Consider the following 15785-nt stretch of genomic DNA (forward strand, 5'->3'; position numbering starts at 1 on the left):
GCGCACGGTGGCGCTGGCGGATTGACCGAGCTCGGATTGCTCGCCGACGGTACGAGCGACTATGTTACCCTTCGCATCGACGACGAAACCGACCCAGCCCGCCGGGGCCCCGGCGCTTTGCAGTATCTGGCTCACCGCGTCCGGGACGAGGGCCACCGTGAGAACGAACTTCAACTGCCCGTCGCGTTCAACAGGGGCCCTTACCGCAACAACTCGTTTGCCCGTGATCGGGCTCGGGGGTCCGATTCCGCCGATCGCCGGCTTGCGCGTCTTCAGGATCTGCTCGAAGTTCTCCCGATCGGCTATCACCCGCATTCCGTCCGCGAGGGGACGGGTCACGTCCAGCACCTGATTGCCCCCGGCGTCGACCAGCTGAATCGTTTCCCAAAGCGTCCTCGCCTCATTGACGCGCGTCGCCTCTCGGTAGAATGCATCGAGATCTGGTTTATCCAGCGTAGCGGAGGCCGCGATCGTCTCGGCTATTTCGAGCTGCAAGCTGATTTCCGAGGCAAGCCGACCGACCACGTTGTCGAGAGTCTCGACGGCTGCGGCCTGTGAATGACTGCGTTGCTGCTGGGCGTTCAGAAACACGACCCAGCCGGCGAACAGAGCCAGCGGCATCGCTGCTGCAATGAAGACGAGCGCCAGCGGGCGGCGTGCTGCGCTCCGTGCAGTCGAGCTTCGCGCTTCCCTGTGAGCAGGAGCCGAATGTGACAACGAAACGCTCACGTCCCGCAGCTTCCTTCGTGTTCTGGTCGTCAGGGTTTTCCTGACAGCGCGGACGGTCACCCTGACTCCCGGGTTCGCCCGATCTGCCCCATGCTACAGACAATCGTAGTTGCGGTCCAGAATTGGGCTTGACATGGAACATCCATTAATGCGGCCGTTTATTGAGAGTGATGCGTTTGATGTGAAACGGCCGACTCATCAGGACCAGTGCGTCGACCTCAGCTGCAACGAACTAATCTCGCGGCTATCGGAGCGCTCGCGCCAGTCCCTGCTCGATAAGTGCGAGAGGGTACCGTTGGGAAAGCGTCAGGTACTCTATGACCGCGGCATTCCTCTTCGTTTTGCCTACTTCATCGAGAGCGGCGGATGTTCGGTCACGACGCGGGCGGGCGACTGCTTGCCGGTTGAGATCCACACACTCGGAAGGAAAGATTTCGTTGGAGTGCCGTTGATCCTCGGCATGCGCGTGTCGCCACATCGGTGCAGCGTGCAGGTCCAAGGTCAGGCGCTGCGCATTCATTGCGACGAGTTGATCGCGTTGATCAAGCGAGACGCCGAGCTCGAAAGGCTGCTCCTGGGATACGTGCAGGCGATCCTGATCCACAGCTCTCAGCTCTCCGCCTGCAACTCCCGGCACACCTTGCACCAGCGCCTTGCCCGATGGCTAGTTGTCGCCAGCGACAGGCTCGGATCGCGAGAAGTTCCCTTCACGCACAGCTACATCGCGAACGCGCTCGCGGTCCGGCGCGCAGGGGTCACTGTCGCATTGGGAGAGATGGCGCGAGAGGGAGTGATCAGCTGCCGAAGGGCTGGGATCGTCGTTTCGGATGCAGCGCGGTTGAGATTAATGTCCTGTGATTGCCACAGCGTCATCCTGTCGGCGCATGAGCGCTCTTGTACGGTACCGCCCGTTCGCATGGCTTATTCGTAACCCGCTGCTGCGTCCGGCTGCAATCGCGAGCGGCGAACCGATCCGAGGGATCCTGGCGAGGATGGCGTCAAGTGGATGGAGGTCAAGGTGAAAACGGATGCTGAGGTCTTGGTGGCCGCCGTAGAAGAAGCTCAACGCCTGCTTGCCGCATACGAGAGTCCCCACTGCAGAGACACTCGGGATGACGTCATAGCCATGGTTGAGTTCATCCTGTGCGATCCGTCCGTCACGCGGGCGATGCTTCGTCAAAAGATGCGCACGCGCCTCATGTTGGTCAGTTAGATGAAACCTGCGGGTCCGCTTCCGAGCTTTTCAAACTTCCAGGCGCGCGGGGAGTTGGTGACGATCTACCACCTGAGGAGCCCACGGACGGCTTCCAGTGACGCCCCGGGAAGGCAGCGAATGCCAATCCGGAAAGCACGACGGGAAGCGCAACGACAACGTCCAGCCGAAACGACACTTGGTACCCAGATCACCTGGTGCTGAACGCAAACAAGGATCAGCTGAAGACAATGCCAAAATTCAAGTACTGAGCCGGCCTCGAGCAGAACGCTCGAGCCACTCCAGCCTCACGAGGCGGCGTCATGCGGATGACGCCGCCTCAACTTGCATGTGTCATTCATTTGCGTGCCTCCGGCGCGCGATCCTTGACTAGGTATTTTCTAAACAGCCGGGCTTGCACCGTGCTGGCTGAGATTGAAGATGTCTGACGAAGAGCTGCCCCATACCGTAGAGGAGCTGGTCCGTCGCTACATCCATTCGGTGGCGCAACTCGAGGCACTTATTTTCCTCTATGAGCGGCCCGGTGAGCGCTGGGACGTCGAATCTCTCTCGGAGCGTCTTTACGCGGGCAAGGCAGAGATGGCCGATGCCCTGGCGTTGCTCCGGCGAGATGGCTTCCTGGAGGGTGGCCCGGCACTGTACGAATTCGCTCCACGACCCGAATTGCGGGCTGCTGTCGATGCTCTGCGCAAGGCATATTCACGGCACCTCATCCCGATCACTTATATCATCCACACCAAGCCGCGCCGGATACAGGCATTCTCGGATGCCTTCAGGATCCGAAAGGACTGAACATGGCTGCGGTCATCTACAGCCTTTGCGCAATAACGAGCGGCTTCTGCGCTTGGCTGCTGGTTCGTGCTTACTCAGCGAGCGGGTCAAAGCTGCTGTTGTGGAGCGCGGTCTGCTTCGCAGCGCTTGCGCTGGAGAACGGCGCCTTATGGATCGACAAGGTCGTCTTTCCGGAAGACGATCTTTCCGCAATACGCGCGTCGATCGGCTTGTTCGCCATGGCGGTCCTGCTGCTCGGAATGATTTGGGAGGCCGAGTAAATGGACCATCTCGCTCCTGTTCTCGAAGGTGCGACGGCGTTCGCATCACTCATGGCAAGCATCTATTTCCTGAAATTCTGGCGCAAAACGAGCGACGTTCTTTTCCTGTTCTTTGCCGCAGCATTCGCAATCGATACCGTTGCGCGCTTCCTGATGGCGGTCGCGCAGACGACGAGTGCAAGCGAGCCCGTCTACTTCATTCCGCGGCTGGTCACATTCAGCCTGATCGCCCCTTCAATTGCCGGGAAAAACGCGCTGCCCAGCATGCGGAAGTGAAGCCGCGTTCTGCAGATGCGATCCACGCGTTCTTCCTTTGGTGCAATAGCGTACAGCTTTTCGATCGCGCTTGTGCAGCCCATTCTCGGAACGCAGCACACGTCTCCTCGTTGGCACATCGTGCAAACAGAAGAGGAATCTTTCCCATGTTATCCATGAAGCCCATGTTCGCCATGACGGCATTGATGTCGGTCGCATGCACGCCTGCGCTTGCCGCTCCGATGTCGCCCGCGTCCATCAAGCAGGACACTCAAATTCAGCAGGTGCAGTATCGAAATTGGCATGGCCACAGGGGTCATCGACACGGTGGATGGCGCGGGCATCACTATGGCTCCGGTGCCGCGGCGCTGGGTGGTCTCGCTGCCGGCGCGATGATCGGAGGCGCGATCGCCAATAGCCGGGCACAGGCGGATGCCAATGCATATTGCTCGCAGCGATATCGGTCGTATGACCCTGCTTCGGGAACGTATCTCGGCTACGACGGAATGCGGCATCGGTGCCCCTGATGCTGGCCGGCCCCCGATGGCGTGATCCCCGGGGGCCGCTTGCCGCCGTACCCGGCTCTGCCAAGTCGCTGCTTCATGATACCCGGTAGGGAGCAGGCTTGCCCGGCAGGATCGATGGCAGCTCGGCCGCGCAAGGAAATCCGGTACAGTTTCGTACCAAAGATGGCCGATCCTGCCCGCTGCCGCTTGCCCACCGGCGTCCTGAAAAGGATAGTGTTCGCGGGGGCTCTCATGATCAGAAAACCGAAACGAACGGCGCTCATTGTGGTTCCGCAGGCATACTGCTTGTCTTGTGAAGAGAAGACGCCGCATCGGCATGAACGATTGGCAATCCGGGGAGCGCAGGTGGCACGCACGATCTGCTTGGCCTGCAATAGCGAGCGCGGCAGCGTTGCGCCGGAGAGGCAGCAACCCATCAGTCCCAGCTGATGGCAGTCACTCACCGGACGCACAATCTGCTCGCGCAACACTAGTGGCACGATTCCGTTCAGGGCTTGAGCCGCGCTGCTCGGCGCGCCGACGGGACTCCCCTACCGACCAAGTGGTGGCGGCGGCGTGATGCCGATATCGTACAAGCAGTTCCTCCGTTACGGCATGTTCGGCCTCGCGGTAGCGGCACTCGTGGCGTTTGGCATCTCTCCGTTCACGGGAGGGATTGTGCAGCAATGGTCGCGAAGCGATGTCGAGGCCAGGTCGAAGTTGGTTTTCAACGCCATCCAGCCGCTACTCAGCGTTGACGTGGAAGAACGTGCCTGGACCCGGCTCTCCGACCTCTTCAAGAGGGTGGCGCTCGACCAGAAGATTCTCGCGGTCGGATTTTGTGATACGGGCGGATCGTTGGTCGCGCCGACACCCGAAATGCCGGCGGACTTCTCGTGCGAAAAGTTCGCCAGATCCGAGAACGACAGCTTCGCGACCATTACGAGCGGGGGACGGCGAGTTCTTGTCGCGGCCTTTCCTGTCGCGAGCAGTCGTGGGCGTTCCTATCTCGTCATACTGACCGACCTCAGCTTTGCAGCGGCCAGATCGAGCCAGGTATTGGCGTATCTCCTCGCGGCACTCGCCGGAGTGGTGCTTGTCTTGACCGTCGGCACCATCATCTTCGCCGTGATCATGATGAGGGGGTGGATGAACGCCTTGCGGCGGGCGGTCGACGAGGTTCGTCGCGGTGCTCAGAGGGTCGGACCCAAGCTGAGTGGTTCGTCGATCGATCGCGAGATCCACAAGCTGCTGCGCGATGCCGAGCACATTCCGTTTACAAGTCAGATCGAGTGGACGCCGCAGTCCTTGCAGCAAGTGTTGCATGGGGCACTACCGGGGGCCGAAGTGATCGTCGTGGCCAATCGTGAGCCATACATCCACAACGCTTCGGGAGGAAAGGTCGTGGTGCAGAGGCCGGCAAGCGGCCTGGTCTCCGCGCTGGAGCCGATCATCCGCGCCTGCGGCGGCACGTGGATTGCGCATGGCAGCGGCAGCGCCGACCGTGAGACGGTCGATCAACACGACAGAATTCGCGTGCCCGAGGCAGCTCCGGCGTACACGCTTCGGCGGATATGGATCTCCGAAGAAGAACAGGACGGGTACTATTACGGTTTCGCCAACGAAGGTCTCTGGCCGCTGTGCCACATCGTTTTCGTGCGTCCTACGTTCAGGCTGCGTGATTGGCAGCTGTATCGGCAGATCAATCAGCGCTTTGCGGACGCAGTCGTCGCCGAAGCACGCACCGAAGATCCCGTCGTGCTGGTCCAAGACTATCATTTTGCCCTCGTTCCGAAGATGATCCGTGAGCGCCTGCCGAAGGCAACGATCATCACGTTCTGGCATATCCCATGGCCGAATGCGGAAACCTTCAGCATCTGCCCGTGGAAGGAGGAGATAATCGAAGGAATACTCGGCAGCACGATTGTTGGCTTTCACACCCAGTTTCACTGCAACAACTTCATCGAAGGTGTCGACCGCTTTCTGGAGAGCAGGATCGACCGCGAGGTGCAGGCGGTCAGTGTCGGGGGACACGAGGCCAGGATACGCGCCTATCCGATTTCGATCGAATGGCCGCCGAGGGAGCTGGAGAAGCTGCCGGCTGCGGTTCAATGCCGGTCCGACGTCATCGCGCAATTCGGTTTGGCGGAGGGCACGCGGCTGATCGTGGGCGTCGAGCGCTTCGACTATACCAAAGGCATTCTCGACCGCATGCGCGCCATCGACGCGCTCTTGTCGCGGAATCCAGCCTGGACGGACCGGCTCGCATTCATCCAGGTCGCGGCTCCGACCCGCAGCAAGCTGAGCTCCTATTCGAGATTGCAGGCGGAAGCAGAGGCGTTGGCCGCGGAAATAAACGAACGGCATCAGGGTCGTCAGCGCGTGATCCATCTGATCGTTCAGCACTACGAGCCCTCGGACGTGTTCCGGCTGTTCAGGGCAGCCGATGTCTGCGTCGTCAGCAGCCTGCACGACGGAATGAACCTGGTCGCAAAGGAGTTCGTGAGCTCGCGGGAAGACGGCGCCGGCGTGCTCGTCCTGTCGAGCTTTACCGGAGCGTCACGAGAGCTCTCCGAGGCCCTCATCGTCAATCCATACGACATCGAAGAGATGGCATCGGCGATCGAACTGGCGCTCTTGATGCCGCTGGAGGAGCGGGCCGAGCGCATGAACCTGATGCGACAGCAAGTGAAAGAGCACAACGTCTATCGCTGGGCGGGAGCGATGCTGCTCGATGCTTCGAGAAGCCGTACCCGCGAGCGGGTTCTCGGCATGGCCGCCAGAACTCGCATTGACTGAAGCCGACCCGATCGCATCTGTCGGGATAAGATGATCGAAAAAGTAAGTACGTTAGCGTACTGGCCGACCTTTCCAGGGCGAACGGATGATCGCACGCTCCAACTCGGGCGCCTGCGCGCTCAAAGAGAGGGAAGGCGAGCGTGAACATCTTGATTGGAGCCGTGATGCTTGCGGCCGCAGCCACCCTGGTCCTCATTGGACGTCCAAATCGTGCTGGCGAACACCCGAGGTTCTTGCGCTTTGAGGCAGCGCTGGTTCTGTATCCTCCGATCGTTCTGTCGGTCATTGCCCTTGGCGCCGCAGCGTTCATTTCAGGGCTGCTATCCAGCTAGTTCATTCTCGAATTCAAGATGCGCGTATCCGGGATTGCGGCAGCCGACCGCCAGAGGCAGACGCGCACTCTTCCACGTCTTGCCTCATCCGTCATTCAGGGCGGCTGGCGGAGCCGGTGCCGGCAGGCCCGACTGCCGCATCAGCAGCTTTCGCCATACACCCGGGCCCTGCCGTCCGGCCGATGAGCGTTGCGCAGGAACGAGGGGAGCCAAGGAACGTCCCGACGACGCCCACGTTGCCGTCGCGTGAATGTGCGCCGTCGCGTGACTGTCCGGCCTGTTCGGGCAGCAGCGCACCGCGCTTCTTGATGGCAGTGCTGCGCTTAGCGAGCGCTCTCCGGGCTTAAAGGTGGCAAGTATGGTGCTTCGAAACGTCATTCTCATGACGCTTGCGGTTGTGCTCCTCGCGATGGGCGTCGCCTTGATGGCCGGGGGTCTCTGGCTGATCGCCCTTGGCGGATCCTGGTACTACGCCCTGTCTGGCCTCGCGTTTCTGGCAAGCTCGATCCTCCTGTTTCGCCGCGACGAACGGGCGTTGTGGGTCTTCTGCTTCGTTACCGCGGGCACCCTGGTTTGGTCGCTGTGGGAGGTCGGCCTGGACTGGTGGCCGCTGGCCGCGCGCGGCAGCATCATCTTCGTCATCGGCGCAATCCTGTTGACCCCCTGGATTGCTGGTAGCTTGGCCCGGAGGGGCTCCGCATCGTCTCGACTTCGTCAGGGATCCGCATGGCGTGGCGGCGGATTGGCACTGTCGATCGTGCTATGCGCGGCGCTCCTGGTGGCTGCCGCGTCTTGGACGACTGATCCGCATCGCTTGGTGGCAAAGACGACTTCCGTCTCCAAAGCAACGCCGGACCCGGCGGCTGTAGCAGCGCAGGATGTGCCGCCAGGTGAGTGGCACGCCTACGGGCGCGCCGGACGTGGCCAGCGCTATTCGCCACTCGATCAGATCACGCCGCAGAACGCCGGGAAACTCCAAGTGGCCTGGACCTATCATACCGGCGACATGCGAGGGCGACCCGGCGATCCCGAAGAGACGACGTTTGAAGTAACGCCTCTGAAGATCGGCGATCGGCTTTATCTCTGCACGCCGCATCAGTCGGTCATTGCCTTGGACGCGACTACCGGAACGGAGATCTGGCGCTATGACCCGAAGATTCTCGACAAGCTCGCCCTTCAGCATCTCACCTGCCGCGGGCTGTCCTACTATCCCGGCGCTTTCGATGCGAACCAGACTCCCGCCAGGAATGCTGTCGATACCGCAGCTGCTCCGGAGGCGGCTACCAACAAGCCGGTCCCCGACATGCCGATTGCCGCGGCGGACGGCGTGCCGACCGCGAACTGCACGGCGAAGCTGTTCATGCCCACGGCGGATGGCCGATTGATCGCGCTCGATCCGAACAGTGGAGCGGTGTGCCGCGACTTTGGCAGGGGCACCGGCCAGATCAATCTATGGGCCAACATGCCGAATGTGCGGCCCGGCGCCTACTACTCCACCTCGCCGGTGGTTGTCGCAGGCGGCCTGGTGATCGTAGGCGGCACGGTGCTCGACAACGTCTCCACCAAGGAGCAATCCGGTGTGATTCGTGGCTTTGACATTCTGACGGGCGATCTGGTTTGGGCCTGGGATTCCGGCAACCCCGACCGGACGACGCCGCTTCCGCCAGGTCAGACCTACACGGCCAATTCGCCCAACAGCTGGTCGATCATGAGCGTCGATGAAGCGCTCGGGCTCGTCTACGTGCCGCTCGGCAATCAGCCGCCCGATCAATGGGGCGGCAACCGAAGCGAAAGCGTCGAGCGATTCTCCTCTTCGGTCGTCGCTCTGGAAGTCGCCACGGGCAAGGTGCGCTGGGCGTTCCAAACGGTGCACCACGACCTCTGGGATTACGACGTCCCCTCGCAGCCTACGCTGATCGACCTGACGATCAAGGGACAGACCGTTCCGGCCTTGGTCCAGCCGACAAAGCAGGGCGAAATCTTTGTGCTGGATCGGCGGAACGGAAGCCCGGTGCTCCCGGTCACGGAAACGCGCGCGCCGCAAGGTGCGGCCAAGGGAGATCACACGGCGCCAACGCAGCCGGTGTCCGCGTTGTCATTCAATCCGGCACCGCTCAACGGTGCCAGCATGTGGGGGGCGACGCTGTTCGATCAGCTCGCCTGCCGTATCCAGTTTCGCCGCCTGCGATACGACGGACGCTTCACGCCTCCGTCCACCGATGGATCGCTGATTCATCCCGGCAACTTCGGGGTATTCAATTGGGGCGGCATTGCCGTCGACCCGCAGCGACAGATCGCGTTCGTAACGCCCGCCTCGCTTGCGTTCGTGTCTCAACTCGTGCCGCGCGTCGACGATCGGACGATGTATGTCCAGGGCAGCAACAGACCTGACAATAGCCTTCCGGCGCTGAATGAGAACTTCGGCGCTCCGTTCGCAGTGAAGCTGTCGGCCTTCACTTCGCCGCTCGGATTGCCCTGCCAGGCTCCGCCGTGGGGATATGTGGGCGCTGCGGACCTCACCACCGGGAACGTGCTCTGGCAGCACAAGAACGGCACGGTCAGGGATCTCATGCCGCTTCCAATCCCGTTCAAAATGGGCGTGCCAAACCTCGGGGGGCCTATCCTCACGGCTGGAGGCATCGCCTTCCTTTCGGGCACGCTCGACTATTATCTGCGTGCCTACGACGTGAGCACGGGCGAGCAGATCTGGGAGGGCCGGCTGCCGGCTGGAGGGCAAGCTACGCCGATGACCTACCTCGGCGCCGATGGACGTCAGTTCGTCCTGGTCGTCGCGGGCGGGCACGGTTCGCTCGGGACTAAGCGGGGCGATGCGGTGATCGCATACGCTTTGCCCAAGAACTGACCCCTCCCCTTCACCGCAAGATCGGCCGACAGCCTCCTCGCCCATTTATCTGAGTGCGTTGTAGTACATTGCGACACCCTCGATGTCTTCATCAGTCAAGCCACGCGCCGCAGCCGACATGCCTCATATCGATCCCGGTGATACTGCTCGGCATCTACTTGTCCTTCTCCTGCGCTCTGGCATGTCGCGGCAACGTGAGCCGGTGCGCGCCTTGGAAAGGTCCCTGCGTTCTCACGCTGATCGCAATCGGCACGCGTCCTCTTCCCCGGCTTTCGTGAGGAGCCGCCACGCCACCGGTAAACCGCGCCACGACTGAAGACATGTTGGACCACGCGCACGTAGACACTCCTGTGGTACAGGCGCGTGATACAATCGCGAGACAACTCCCGAGCCAGCTGCAAAATTCCAACTCGACAGGGATATCGTCTCCAAGCACGCTGGCGATTTGTCGTATTCATATTCTCGACGACCGTTGGCGCGCCCCAGCGAGAGAGCCATCGCTGCCGCTATTGGTGATCTCGACGCCCGTTTCCAGTTAGGCCGGCGAGGCGCGGATCATCATGATTGTCGCGATATTCGAGGCCGAGCGGGCCGATCGCGGACACCTGCGTGACGTATTCGCCGGACTTTGCCCAATGGAAATGCCAGGTCTCACCGGGCAGCACGAGGACGGTGCCCGGCGGATAGGCCTTCACCTTGCCGCCGTCGAAGGTCTCGCCGAGCCCTATGTAGAAGACGCCGGACATCACCGTGTAGATCCGATCCTCCGGATGCTTGTGCGGCATCAACTTCGTGCCGCCGGGCACTTTCACTCGGACCACGTAGGGACCAGGTTCAGCCGGATGGCCGACCATGACAGCCAGCCGCGCGCCCGGCGGAAAGGCTGGAAACGGCTTCCACGCGATATCCTCGGGCAGGACAGCCCGAAATCTGTCTTCATCAGGCTGATGCATTTGGTCTCCTTTGCCGAGATGTGCTTGAGGCAGTCAGGTCTTGAGCGCGTCGGGGTCGATCGGCATGTTGCGCAATCGCCTGCCAGTGGCTGCAAAAATCGCGTTCGCCACGGCCGGTACGATGCCCGAGGTTCCGGCCTCACCCATTCCACCGGGAGGCTCCGTCGACTTTACGAGGTAGACCTCGATGGCCGGCGCCTGGTCGATGCGCAGCATCTGATAGGTATCGAAATTAGTCTGTTCGACGCGACCGCTCTTTAACGTAATCTCACCGTAAAGGGCCGCGGTGACGCCGAACATGACGCCGCTCTGGATCTGCGCCTGCACTGTGTCGGGATTGACCACGATGCCGCAGTCCATGGCGCACACGACGCGGTGCACTCGCACCGATCCGTCCTTGGCAACCTCGACCTCGGCAACCTGCGCGAGATGGCTTCCGAACACATTTTGCAGGGCGACGCCCCGGCCTCGTCCCGGGGGCAATGGTGTGCCCCATCCCGCCTTTTCCGCGGCAAGATCGAGCACAGCCTTCGCACGCGGGTTGTGGTCTAGTAACGCACGGCGATAGGCGACCGCATCCTGCCTCGCCGCCGCTGCCAATTCATCGATGAAGCTTTCGGTGACGAATACGTTGTGCGAGGGACCGACGCTGCGCCAGAAAGCCGTCTTAATGCCCGGCGGTTCGACGCGAACATATTCGACATGGACGTTCGGAAGCGAATAGACGAGGTCGATCGCGCCTTCCGTCGTGTCGGGATCGAGCCCATTCCTGAATGCGGGCGGAAGCCACCGCGCGATCACGGAGGAGCCGGCGAAGCGGTTGGTCCATGCCACGGGTCTACCGCTCTCGTCGAGACCGGCCTCGATGCGGTCGACCCAATAGGGACGGTACATGTCGTGTTGGATGTCCTCTTCGCGCGTCCACACGACCTTCACGGGACCATCGACTTGCTTGGCGATCTCGACGGCACGTACCGCGCCATCGGCCTCGAGGCGGCGCCCAAAGCCTCCGCCGATCAGATGATTGTGAACGGTGACCTTGTCGGGCGGCAGGCCGGCTGCCTTCGCTGCCATCGCCTGGACTCTTGCGATCGCCTGCGTGCCGACCCAGATCTCGCACTCGTGGCCGCGGAAGTGGACCGTGCAGTTCATCGGCTCCATCGTTGCGTGTGCCAGAAATGGCAGGTGATAGCTCGCCTGGACCCGGGTCGAGGCGCCGGCCAACGCCTTCGCAGCGTCGCCGATGTTTTGCGCAACGGGACCGGACTTCAGAGTGGCGTCCTCAAGCTCGCGGGCGATGTCCTGCGTGGTGAGACCGGCATGGGGCCCGTCCTCCCACTCGATCTTGAGCGCCGCCAGACCCTTCTTGGCCGCGCCCATGTGATCCGCAACGACGGCAACCGCATCATCGAGCCGGACGATCTGGCGCACGCCTTTGATGGCCATCGCCGCACTGTCATCCACCTTCTTCAGTCTGCCGCCGAACACCGGCGATTGAGCCAATGTCGCGATCTTCAGCCCGGGTAGCCGCACGTCAATTCCGTAGAGGGCGGAACCGTTCACCTTGCCCGAGACGTCCAGCCGACGCACCGGCGTGCCGATCAACTTGAACTCATCCGCATTCTTGAGAACCACTTTGGCGGGCGGAGCGATCGTCGCAGCGTCGGCGGCGAGCTCACCATATTTGAGGCGGCGCCCGCTCGGCGCATGGAGAACCTCGCCTGCCTCGGCGCGGCAGTGTCCTGCATCGACGCCCCAGCGCCGCGCGGCTGCTTCGATCAGCATGATCCGCGCGGTTGCGCCGGCTTCCCGCAACGGCTTCCAGGCGCCACGGATCGCGTTCGAATTGCCGGTCGCCTGCACACCCAGCAGCGGGTTGGCATAGAGCTTTTCGTTGGGCGGCGCATGTTCGAGCCGGACCTGGTCGAGGCCGACCTCCAACTCTTCGGCAATCAGCATCGGAATGGAGGTGTAGGTGCCTTGCCCCATTTCGACATACGGCATGGTCAGGACCACCTCACCGTCAGGGCCGATCCGGATAAAGGCGTTCGGCTCAAACGTCGCGGCGGAGGAGCTTTTGCTCTCGCCGAAGGGCAAGCTCAAGCTCAACACCAGGCCACCGCCGGCCAGGGCCGTCTTCACCAAAAAGTTGCGACGGGACAGCGTGGCAGAGGCGTGAGACGCCGTGGGATTCGATGTCATGATCAACGCTCCTTCACTTGCGATCCGGCGGCAAGCTTGATCGCCTCGCGAATGCGGACATACGTCCCACAGCGGCAGATGTTGCCGCTCATGGCATCATCGATATCCGCGTCGGTCGGGTGAGGCTTGTCCGCGAGCAGCGCCGAGGCCGACATGATCTGGCCGGACTGGCAATAGCCACATTGCGGCACTTCGTGCTCGAGCCAGGCTTTCTGCATCTTCGCGCCTGCCGGCGTCCCGCCGATCGCTTCAATCGTGGTGACCTTGCCCTCGCCGATGCTATCGACAGTGGTGATACAGGAGCGGACCGCCGCGCCGTCGAGATGGACCGTGCACGCTCCGCACAATGCCATGCCGCAGCCGAATTTCGTGCCGGTCATGCCGAGCACGTCGCGCAACACCCAGAGCAACGGGGTGTCGCCATCGACGTCGACGCTGCGAGGGATTCCGTTTACATCGATCGTGAAGCTCATGTGATCCTCCTTGTATTCTGGCAAAACGGGCACGACATGCGGTCGCGCGCGGGACCGTTGATTCATCCGCCCAGCTGGCCGACGTGGAAACCGAGTCGAGTCTCGACGTCGCCGGGGCGGTGAAAGCCGCGCCCCATGAGCGCCTTGATGCGGCTCTGAGCTGCGGGGCGTGCGAGCGAGGCCAGGAACGCGTCCCACTCGGGCTTGATCTCGACATCGGGCGGCAGGCTCGCAATATCGACGAGGCGCTTTGTCTCGGCGATGGCGTCCTTGTCGAACGTCGCGATACGCATCGCGAGCGCCTCAACGAAGCCGTCGAGCTCGGCATCCGGCAAGGATCGGTTCACATAGCCATATCGTTCGGCCAGATCACCGTGGACGTCGTCGGCGCTCAGTAGAACCTCGAGCGCGCGGCCACGGCCCATCAGGCGTGGCAATCGCGCCATCGGTCCTCCGCCCGGCACGAGGCCCGCGCCGACCTCCCATTGCGACAGGATCGCCTTCTCGCGGCTGGCAAAGCGCATGTCGCAGGCGAGCGCGAGCTCGCTGCCGACACCTGTTGCGCGGCCGCGGATCGAAGCGATGGAGACGACAGGCGCGCGGCTGAGCCGCACCAGGGTGTCGGGCAGCGACGGCAGACCCGTCGGTCCGGGCGGAACGGCAAGCGATTCCTCCAGCGGTGCGAGGAAATCGTAATGCGTGATGAAGAATCCTTTGACGGCGCTGTCGAACACCACCACCTTCACTTGCGGATCGGTCTCAATCGCGGTGACAATGTCGCTGAGCAGCGGAAGATGCCTGGGGCCGAAGATATTGACGGGCGGCATGTCGAAGGTGACACGCCAGTAGGTCGGCAGCCGGCGTTCAAGGCGGATCTCGTCGGTCGCAAATCCACGTTCGGGACGGTTCATGGTCTCACTCCTGATCTATGCCGTTTCAGATTGACTGGCGCAGTGGGCGGAATGCGGTGCGAATCTCCGCCGTGAACAATGCGGGCTGCTCCCAGGCTGCGAAGTGACCGCCCTTGTCGAGACGGTTGTAGTGCATCAGCCTCGGATAGGCTTTCTCGGCCCAGCTGCGCGGCGCTGCATAGATCTCGTCGGGAAAGACGCTGACGGCGACGGGAATCTGCACGTGCTTTGGCGCGAAGAACACCAGCTTGTTCTCCCAATAGAGCCGCGCCGACGAGACCGCGGTGTTGGTGAGCCAGTAGAGCGTGATGTTGTCGATCACATCGTTCCGCGACAGGCCTTCCGTCTTGCCGTCGAAGACGCGCGCGATCATCGCGGCGCTACGCGCATCATGGTCGAGTATCCAGGACGCGAGGCCCGCGGGCGAGTCGACCAAGCCGTAAAGCGTCTGCGGCCGGTTGGACATCTCGATCGCATAGCCGAGGCCGTGCTTGTAGAAATCGTCGAGCTGATCGTAGGCGATGCGCTCCTCCGCCGAGAGGTTCGCCGGTCGCGTTCCGCCCGGCTGAAGTGCCTTGGCGATATCGTCGGGGACGGTGGCGGGCATGTTGGTGTGGATGCCGAGCAGCTCCGGCGGCGCGATCAGCGCCATCTGTTCGGTGACCGCATTGCCCCAATCACCGCCTTGCGCCACGTAGCGGGTGTAACCGAGACGCTTCATCAGCACGATCCAGGCGCGCGCGATACGCTGCGGATCCCAGCCGAGCGTGGTCGGCTTGCCGGAGAAGCCGTGACCGGGCAGCGAGGGAATGACCAGATCGAATGCGTCCCTGGCGTGCCCGCCGTGCGCAGTCGGATCGGTGAGCGGATCGATGATCTTGATCTGCTCGATAATCGAGCCGGGCCATCCATGCGTGACGATCATCGGCAGCGCGTTTTCGTGCCGCGAGCGGACGTGAATGAAATGGATGTCGACGCCGTCGATCTCGGTGACGAATTGCGGCAGGGCGTTCAACCGCGCTTCGATCTTGCGCCAGTCGTAATCGCTCTGCCAATAGCGCACGAGTTGCTGCACTGTTCTCAGCTGCACACCTTGCGACTGGTCCGTGACGATCTCGCGATCCGGCCAGCGCGTTGCTGCCAGGCGACGGCGCAGGTCGAGCAGGTCCTCCTTGGGCACGTTGACGCGGAACGGATGGATCTCCTCGCTCGCGGCAGCCTTCGCCGGATGCAGCGGCAGCAGGCTCGATACACCGGCGGCAACGGCTCCCATCGCGGCCTGGCCCAACAGTTGACGGCGATCGGGGTTGAAGATGTCGGCGCGTGCCTGCGTGGTCATTGCGGATCTCCCTTGCTATGGTCGGTGGCGATGGCCGATCTCGATATCGGGCCATCGTTGCGTCGTGCATGGAGATTGACCCAGCCCCTGTTGCTTGGCGAGTTATCGGTTGTTAGACCTCGTTAGCCTTTGCGAGGGTGCGCGATCAGGACGAGCGG

General features: G+C 62.3%; 13 protein-coding genes. 7 read left to right on the top strand and 6 right to left on the bottom strand.

The features are described 5' to 3' along the window. The coding region (locus JHD07_RS00985) for a cache domain-containing protein (protein ID WP_291618051.1) at positions 1-621 on the bottom strand (621 nt) is incomplete at its 3' end. 403 nt (positions 622-1024) lie between these two features. On the opposite strand from JHD07_RS00985, the gene JHD07_RS00990 reads away from it, so the two are divergent. The 7 genes from JHD07_RS00990 to JHD07_RS01025 all read left to right on the top strand — a co-directional run bounded on the left by JHD07_RS00990 (position 1025) and on the right by JHD07_RS01025 (position 9749). Continuing rightward, positions 1025-1660 carry a Crp/Fnr family transcriptional regulator gene (locus JHD07_RS00990; RefSeq protein WP_291618053.1) on the top strand — a complete coding sequence of 212 codons (636 nt, stop codon included), beginning with the start codon at positions 1025-1027 and terminating at the stop codon, positions 1658-1660. A gap of 702 nt (positions 1661-2362) precedes the next feature. After that, positions 2363-2734, top strand: a complete 372-nt coding sequence (locus JHD07_RS01000; protein WP_291618055.1) for a hypothetical protein — start codon at positions 2363-2365, stop codon at positions 2732-2734. A gap of 2 nt (positions 2735-2736) precedes the next feature. Continuing rightward, positions 2737-2994 (top strand): DUF5985 family protein, encoded by a 258-nt coding sequence (locus JHD07_RS01005; protein WP_291618057.1) that lies wholly within the window; start codon positions 2737-2739, stop codon positions 2992-2994. Then, positions 2995-3270, top strand: a complete 276-nt coding sequence (locus JHD07_RS01010) for a DUF5985 family protein (RefSeq protein WP_291618059.1) — start codon at positions 2995-2997, stop codon at positions 3268-3270. A 146-nt stretch (positions 3271-3416) separates the two neighbouring features. Then, positions 3417-3776, top strand: coding sequence for a BA14K family protein (locus JHD07_RS01015; protein ID WP_291618061.1), 360 nt, complete (start codon positions 3417-3419; stop codon positions 3774-3776). Positions 3777-4334: 558 nt separating this feature from the next. Further along, on the top strand, positions 4335-6554 hold the full coding sequence (locus tag JHD07_RS01020; RefSeq protein ID WP_291618111.1) for a trehalose-6-phosphate synthase: 2220 nt from the start codon (positions 4335-4337) through the stop codon (positions 6552-6554). Positions 6555-7244: 690 nt separating this feature from the next. Beyond that, positions 7245-9749 carry a glucose/quinate/shikimate family membrane-bound PQQ-dependent dehydrogenase gene (locus JHD07_RS01025; RefSeq protein ID WP_291618063.1) on the top strand — a complete coding sequence of 835 codons (2505 nt, stop codon included), beginning with the start codon at positions 7245-7247 and terminating at the stop codon, positions 9747-9749. Positions 9750-10255: 506 nt separating this feature from the next. Here the strand turns inward: JHD07_RS01025 and JHD07_RS01030 are convergent. The 5 genes from JHD07_RS01030 to JHD07_RS01050 all read right to left on the bottom strand — a co-directional run bounded on the left by JHD07_RS01030 (position 10256) and on the right by JHD07_RS01050 (position 15627). Continuing rightward, on the bottom strand, positions 10256-10702 hold the full coding sequence (locus tag JHD07_RS01030; RefSeq protein ID WP_291618065.1) for a cupin domain-containing protein: 447 nt from the start codon (positions 10700-10702) through the stop codon (positions 10256-10258). A 33-nt stretch (positions 10703-10735) separates the two neighbouring features. After that, the gene (locus JHD07_RS01035; protein WP_291618067.1) at positions 10736-12904 is read right to left on the bottom strand and encodes a xanthine dehydrogenase family protein molybdopterin-binding subunit; all 2169 of its coding nucleotides are present in this window, start codon (positions 12902-12904) and stop codon (positions 10736-10738) included. Between the two features lie 2 nt (positions 12905-12906). Next, positions 12907-13377, bottom strand: a complete 471-nt coding sequence (locus JHD07_RS01040; protein ID WP_291618070.1) for a (2Fe-2S)-binding protein — start codon at positions 13375-13377, stop codon at positions 12907-12909. 62 nt (positions 13378-13439) lie between these two features. After that, positions 13440-14288, bottom strand: coding sequence for an enoyl-CoA hydratase/isomerase family protein (locus JHD07_RS01045; protein ID WP_291618072.1), 849 nt, complete (start codon positions 14286-14288; stop codon positions 13440-13442). A 25-nt stretch (positions 14289-14313) separates the two neighbouring features. Beyond that, positions 14314-15627, bottom strand: coding sequence for an epoxide hydrolase family protein (locus JHD07_RS01050; RefSeq protein ID WP_291618074.1), 1314 nt, complete (start codon positions 15625-15627; stop codon positions 14314-14316). Positions 15628-15785: the final 158 nt, after the last annotated feature.

This window comes from Bradyrhizobium sp. (assembly GCF_016462955.1).
GTDB lineage: Bacteria > Pseudomonadota > Alphaproteobacteria > Rhizobiales > Xanthobacteraceae > Bradyrhizobium.

Coding starts and splice junctions, on each gene's coding strand:
- JHD07_RS01010 (WP_291618059.1), top strand. CDS start 2,995: ATGGACCATCTCGCTCCTGTTCTCGAAGGTGCGACGGCGTTCGCATCA.
- JHD07_RS01030 (WP_291618065.1), bottom strand. CDS start 10,702: ATGCATCAGCCTGATGAAGACAGATTTCGGGCTGTCCTGCCCGAGGAT.
- JHD07_RS01015 (WP_291618061.1), top strand. CDS start 3,417: ATGTTATCCATGAAGCCCATGTTCGCCATGACGGCATTGATGTCGGTC.
- JHD07_RS01050 (WP_291618074.1), bottom strand. CDS start 15,627: ATGACCACGCAGGCACGCGCCGACATCTTCAACCCCGATCGCCGTCAA.
- JHD07_RS01035 (WP_291618067.1), bottom strand. CDS start 12,904: ATGACATCGAATCCCACGGCGTCTCACGCCTCTGCCACGCTGTCCCGT.
- JHD07_RS01025 (WP_291618063.1), top strand. CDS start 7,245: ATGGTGCTTCGAAACGTCATTCTCATGACGCTTGCGGTTGTGCTCCTC.
- JHD07_RS01000 (WP_291618055.1), top strand. CDS start 2,363: ATGTCTGACGAAGAGCTGCCCCATACCGTAGAGGAGCTGGTCCGTCGC.
- JHD07_RS01020 (WP_291618111.1), top strand. CDS start 4,335: ATGCCGATATCGTACAAGCAGTTCCTCCGTTACGGCATGTTCGGCCTC.
- JHD07_RS01040 (WP_291618070.1), bottom strand. CDS start 13,377: ATGAGCTTCACGATCGATGTAAACGGAATCCCTCGCAGCGTCGACGTC.
- JHD07_RS01005 (WP_291618057.1), top strand. CDS start 2,737: ATGGCTGCGGTCATCTACAGCCTTTGCGCAATAACGAGCGGCTTCTGC.
- JHD07_RS01045 (WP_291618072.1), bottom strand. CDS start 14,288: ATGAACCGTCCCGAACGTGGATTTGCGACCGACGAGATCCGCCTTGAA.